At 55.7% G+C, this 6,000-nt stretch carries 4 protein-coding genes; all 4 read right to left on the bottom strand.

Annotated elements, in window-relative coordinates; genetic code table 11:
* Positions 1-1,722: P-loop NTPase family protein (locus AXW79_RS11570; RefSeq protein ID WP_043151378.1), on the bottom strand; the 1,722-nt coding region annotated here is incomplete at its 3' end.
* A 296-nt stretch (positions 1,723-2,018) separates the two neighbouring features.
* The gene (locus tag AXW79_RS11565; protein ID WP_005315337.1) at positions 2,019-2,291 is read right to left on the bottom strand and encodes a hypothetical protein; all 273 of its coding nucleotides are present in this window, start codon (positions 2,289-2,291) and stop codon (positions 2,019-2,021) included.
* A gap of 393 nt (positions 2,292-2,684) precedes the next feature.
* Positions 2,685-4,265 (bottom strand): glutamine-hydrolyzing GMP synthase, encoded by a 1,581-nt coding sequence (gene guaA / locus AXW79_RS11560; protein ID WP_005315336.1) that lies wholly within the window; start codon positions 4,263-4,265, stop codon positions 2,685-2,687.
* An 83-nt stretch (positions 4,266-4,348) separates the two neighbouring features.
* Entirely contained in the window at positions 4,349-5,812 is a 1,464-nt protein-coding gene (gene guaB / locus AXW79_RS11555) for an IMP dehydrogenase (RefSeq protein WP_005315330.1), read from the bottom strand.
* Between the last annotated feature and the right edge of the window lie 188 nt (positions 5,813-6,000).

Here is a 6,000-nt window from a genome sequence, read left to right as displayed (position 1 = left end):
TTCGGAACAGCTATTTAGCAATGCTTCTGGAGCAACTGGCGCGATATAGTTCAGTATTTTGTCATATATATCGCTTAATTCTGTTAACCGTCCCAACAGCCCGTCAGGCTGAAGCCAACATTCAGCAATCTCTTTCGCCACGGGATGCTCGTGCAGCAGCCCTAACCTGTGCGCGAAAGACATGAGTAAGCGTTGACGACCGGCAGCTTCAAAGGTCGCCCTGAGTTGATCAACAGGAATACTATCAAGTGCCGATGACGCCAACCTGTTGGCAATCGCATGAGGCAGTATGGCTCGCCAATGGGCCCTCTTCTGTACGATATGGCGGTCTGACAACTTGCTTGTTGCCCTGAACAACTGGTTTGCGGAATACCCTGAGATAGAGCCCAATACCTCCAGTTCGTTTTGACCTTCCTCAGCCGTTGAAACCGAAAATGAATAGACCAGAGACAATATTTCAGCCTGCTCCCGCAGGTCATCGTCCGGATGATTACGCTGCTCAAATAAGCGGTTAAACAACTGAGCATGAGAAAGCTGAGCAAGACTTTCACCTTCCTCAACTCTCTCGGCGATAGCCAGAGAAACCCGCGTATTGCCATCAGAAAATTCGGCTATTCGGCGGGCGTTACTCCGACCAATGCTCGGAAAACGACGCAGAAGAAGCTGTTCGGCCACCTCAGGACCAATCGCTTCTATCTGAATGACCTCTGTGGTCTGAGGCTTGTCATCTCTGATGTCGTATTCAACCGTGATAAGGCTGATCGTACCTTTGGCCGCTACTTTACTGGCTAGAAGTGTGTGCAATTCAGAAGGGCAATTATCGAGGATCATAATGGCCCGTCGCCCCTCAGCGATCAGTCGATCCAGCATTGCTGTAGCAGAGGGATCCGGGCTTTCTCCGGTATCAACATAAACTGCGATAGTCCGATCGAGCGCATCTGTTCCGACCGTTTCATCGAAAAGTGCTTGTACGATTCGGGTCTTCCCAACACCGGATAATCCCGTGATGCGAACTGCTTTATTGGTTGAGCGAATCAGCTCGCGCATTGGACCGATAGCGTCCTGAATGGCTAGCTTTTGCCCCTTTCCGGATGGCAGATTAATTGTCACCCCAGGTGCTGAAATCAAGGTATCTACTGACCCCTGAGGCGGATTGCTCCAAGCACCATATGGCTGCCACCCAGAATATCCCTGACCAAGTATTCTTTTTGCCCAGAGCATCACTGATGGATGCTGTCGCAACCATTGCACCAACTTCGAACGGTCGAAAAAATCCAAGTGAATATTGGAGCGATTAGGATCATCCGCTACAGCATCCTGCATTGCTTGGAGGCGGTCCTCTTTCATAGGAGGAGAGCAATCATCACCCAAACTGACGATGATATAACTCCCTCCCTTTGCCGCTTGCTCTGCAATAGAGCGTGATAATTTTCCTGCGGGAGCCATTTCCTTGCTAATTGCCGATTTCGGCATACAGTGTATTTTGGCTTGAAAGATGGTATCAGGTCTTTCGATAAAGCCCGTACTCATGTGCTCGACCGGTACTTGAACGTGCACATCGATACCACCATCAGGAGCATTTATAGAGCCAGACCAGTGTACATAGGCAGGGCTATGACCGCGGGCTGAAATTTCCGCCTCGGCAAGGCGTGCTATTAACTCTTCAAGCAAGGTATCAGAGAGCCGGAGTAATTCGTCTTTCTCAATATCAAAAATCGCCACGATGCCCTCTGATGTTTACGAGTTATAGGCAACTATATTATTCATATATAAATCAATAATCTACTTGTATAGGAAGTTGTGTGACCTATATCGGAAGGTGATTATATTTCAACCAAAAATTATCTGCGCATGTCAACAATCGCATGAGTTTCATTCTTCACTGTTCCGTTGTCAGAACAAAAATTGACACGCAAACTCCTGGAAGAAAAAAGACGCCCTCGGGCGTCTCTCTTGTTGTGGAGTTTGCGGCAAGCCAGTTGGAAGCTATACCCTCCCCGCCTTGCCCCGCAACCCACTCAGATCGGGGTAATGGAGGTGATATGGGCCGAGCCATCCAGAGACTGGAAGATCTGCACCACGGCTTCGCCATGGATCGGTTTGGCAAGCGGCACTGTGCTCTTGCACTTGAAGCGGTAGTTGGTGCCGGCCACCACCTGGGTGCAGACTTCAAAGGGTACGTACTGCACCCCGACAAATCCTTTCAGCGCCTGGTCAAATACCGCCTGATCCTCGGCGGTCAGCTTGTGATATGCGGTCCATCCACCCACCAACACTGCTTGTTCTGACATAGCAAACCCTCCGTGATCTCTTGTCCCTACTCGTTTGGCTGTTCGGGTTCCGCCCCGTTGATTCAAGTGGTTTCCGGTCTCCACCGGGGTGACATACCGAGAAAGTTCAATGGTATGACGGTGGGCCATCTTGCGCTGGTTAACGCGCCTGTTGGCCCTCCCCTCTTGCCACGACCGCCACCTCACGCCACCTCACAGTAACGGTCTCAATTGGCATGGCAGAGCCTAGTACCGGATCCGCAAAGCGCCTCTGTCATATCTGACAGGGGCGAAGAGGTCCAAAAGCGGCTAATGAGCAGAAAATTAAGGCGCAAACGATTGGAAAAAGAAAAGACGCCGCAAGGGCGTCTTTTTTGCATTTTTATGCTCGAAGGGCAGAAGGGCGCGAGCCGCTTATTCCCATTCGATAGTGGCGGGCGGCTTGCCGGAGACGTCGTACACCACGCGGGAAATGCCATTGATCTCGTTGATGATGCGGTTCGACACATGACCCAGGAAGTCGTAGGGCAAATGGGCCCAGTGGGCTGTCATGAAGTCGATGGTTTCGACGGCGCGCAGGGCAATCACCCAGTCGTACTTGCGGCCATCGCCCATGACGCCGACGGAGCGCACCGGCAAGAAGACGGCGAACGCCTGGCTGACCTGGTTGTAGAGGTCTGCTTTGCGCAGCTCTTCGATAAAGACGGCGTCGGCGCGGCGCAAGATATCGCAGTACTCTTTCTTCACTTCGCCAAGGACGCGCACGCCCAGACCCGGGCCCGGGAAGGGGTGACGGTAGAGCATGTCGTAGGGCAGACCCAGCTCCAGACCGACACGGCGTACTTCGTCCTTGAACAGCTCGCGCAGCGGCTCCACCAGACCCATCTTCATCTCGGCCGGCAGGCCACCGACGTTGTGGTGGGACTTGATGACGTGGGCCTTGCCGGTCTTGCTGGCAGCCGATTCGATCACATCCGGATAGATGGTGCCTTGTGCCAGCCAGCGGGCATTTTTCAGCTTCTTGGCTTCGTCGTCGAACACTTCGACGAAGACGCGGCCGATGATCTTGCGCTTGGCTTCCGGCTCATCTTCACCCGCCAGGGCGGAGAGGAAGCGCTCTTCGGCTTCGACCTTGATGATGTTCAGACCAAAATGATCGCCAAACATCTCCATCACCTGCTCACCCTCGTTCAGGCGCAGCAGACCATTGTCGACGAAGACGCAAGTCAGGCGATCACCGATGGCGCGGTGTACCAGCATGGCAACCACGGAGGAGTCGACGCCGCCGGAGAGGCCCAGGATCACTTCATCGTCACCCACCTGCTCGCGAATGCGGGCAACGGCGTCGTCGATGATGGTGGCCGGGGTCCACAGGCATTCGCAGCCGCAGATGTCCTTGACGAAGTGCTCCAGCATGCGGGCACCCTGACGGGTGTGGGTCACTTCCGGGTGGAACTGCACGCCGTAGAAGTGCTTGGACTCACAGGCCATGGCGGCATGGGGGCAGGTGGCAGTCTGGGCTATGGTGGTGAAGTCGGCCGGGATGGCGGTGACCTTGTCGCCGTGGCTCATCCAGACGTCCAGCAGCGCATTGCCGTTGGGGGCGATGGCATCTTCGATGCTGCGCAGCAGGGCATTGGTCTGGCCCAGCACTTCAACCTGGGCATAACCGAATTCACGTTCGGTGGAGGATTGCACCTTGCCACCCAGCTGTTCGGCCATGGTCTGCATGCCGTAGCAGATGCCGAACACAGGCACACCGGCGTTGAACACATACTCGGGGGCACGGGGGCTGCCAGCCTCTGTCACGGACTCGGGGCCGCCGGAGAGGATGATGCCGCTCGGATTGAATTCGCGGATCTGCTCTTCGGTCACGTCCCAGGCCCACAGTTCGCAGTAGACGCCGATTTCACGGACACGGCGGGCGATAAGCTGGGTGTACTGGGAACCGAAATCCAGGATCAGGATACGGTGCTGGTGAATGTCTTTAGTCATTTTATTCCTGCATCAGGCTGATGTTGTAACAAAAGGCTCGGGGATAAAAACTGGTGGAGAAACGGGGCCGCTGCCCCGTTTTATCAGCCCATCCGATAGTTGGGGGCTTCTTTGGTTATGGTCACATCGTGGACGTGGGACTCTTTCATCCCGGCGCCGGAGATGCGCACGAACTCGGCCTTGGTGCGCATATCGTCTATGGTGGCGCAGCCGGTCAAGCCCATGGAGGAGCGCAGGCCGCCCATCTGCTGGTGAATGATCTCTTTGAGGCGGCCCTTGTACGGTACGCGCCCTTCGATCCCTTCCGGCACCAGCTTGTCAGCGGCGTTGTCAGTCTGGAAGTAACGGTCACTGGAGCCCTTGGACATGGCGCCCAAAGAACCCATGCCACGGTAGGACTTGAAGGAGCGGCCCTGATAGAGCTCGATTTCGCCCGGCGCTTCTTCAGTACCAGCGAACATGGAGCCCACCATGACGCAGCTGGCGCCAGCGGCGATGGCCTTGGCCACGTCGCCTGAGAAGCGGATGCCGCCATCGGCAATCACGGGCACGCCAGTGCCTTCCAGCGCGTCAACGGCGTCGGAGATGGCGGTAATTTGGGGGACACCGACACCGGTCACGATGCGGGTAGTACAGATGGAGCCCGGGCCGATACCCACCTTGATCGCATTGACGCCAGCGGCGACCAGCGCCAGGGCGCCAGCGGCAGTGGCCACGTTGCCACCGATGATTTGCAGCTCAGGATAGGCATCGCGGGTCGCCTTGATGCGATCCAGCACCCCCTGGGAGTGGCCATGGGAGGAGTCAATCAGCAGCACGTCCACACCGGCTTCCACCAGGGCTGCAACGCGCTCTTCGTTGCCGGCACCGGCACCGACGGCGGCACCGACGCGCAGGCGACCGCGCTCGTCTTTACAGGCGTTCGGCTTGCGTTCGGCTTTCTGGAAGTCTTTGACGGTGATCATGCCCTTGAGTTTGAAATCGGCGTTGACCACCAGCACCTTCTCGATACGGTGCTTCTGCATCAGGGCAACCACCTCTTCACGAGGGGCCCCTTCACGCACTGTCACCAGACGATCTTTCTGGGTCATGATCTGTTCGACTGTCTGGGAGAGATCGATCACGAAGCGCACATCGCGGCCGGTGATGATACCGACCAGCAGGTTGCCCTCGGTCACGACCGGGTAGCCGGCGAAGCCGTTCTTGTGGCTCAGCTCCTTGACCTGGGCAATGGTCATGTCAGGGCGTACTGTGACGGGGTCAGTGACCACGCCGCTCTCGTACTTCTTGACCTTGCGCACTTCTGCAGCCTGCTGCTCGATGGACATGTTCTTGTGGATAAAGCCAATGCCCCCTTCCTGGGCCAGTGCGATAGCCAGACGGGCTTCGGTCACTGTGTCCATGGCAGCGGAAATCATGGGGATATTCAAGCTGATAGAGGATGTCAGCTGGGTACGCAGATCGGCAGTATTGGGAAGAACATCGGAGTGGGCGGGAACCAACAGTACATCGTCGAAGGTTAACGCTTCTTTGGCAATCCTGAGCATGGCAATATCTCACCGTTGAGGAAGTGGGAGTGTAAAATATTGCCGACGAAGTTTACTCACCGATTGGTCACTGGTAAAGAAGTTTTTTGAATTTTTTATGGCGTAGCCCGTGTTTGACGTGCCAAGAGGCCAAAAAACCAAGATTATCAGTCCTAAAAGGGCACTTTGGGGTCAGAAGAGTTGCCAGA

The organism is Aeromonas salmonicida subsp. salmonicida (assembly GCF_001643305.1).
Classification (GTDB): Bacteria; Pseudomonadota; Gammaproteobacteria; order Enterobacterales; family Aeromonadaceae; genus Aeromonas; species Aeromonas salmonicida.
Note: the sequence above shows the minus strand (reverse complement) of the source record. Positions and strands in the feature narration are given on the sequence as shown.

Coding starts and splice junctions, on each gene's coding strand:
- AXW79_RS11565 (WP_005315337.1), bottom strand. CDS start 2,291: ATGTCAGAACAAGCAGTGTTGGTGGGTGGATGGACCGCATATCACAAG.
- guaA (WP_005315336.1), bottom strand. CDS start 4,265: ATGACTAAAGACATTCACCAGCACCGTATCCTGATCCTGGATTTCGGT.
- guaB (WP_005315330.1), bottom strand. CDS start 5,812: ATGCTCAGGATTGCCAAAGAAGCGTTAACCTTCGACGATGTACTGTTG.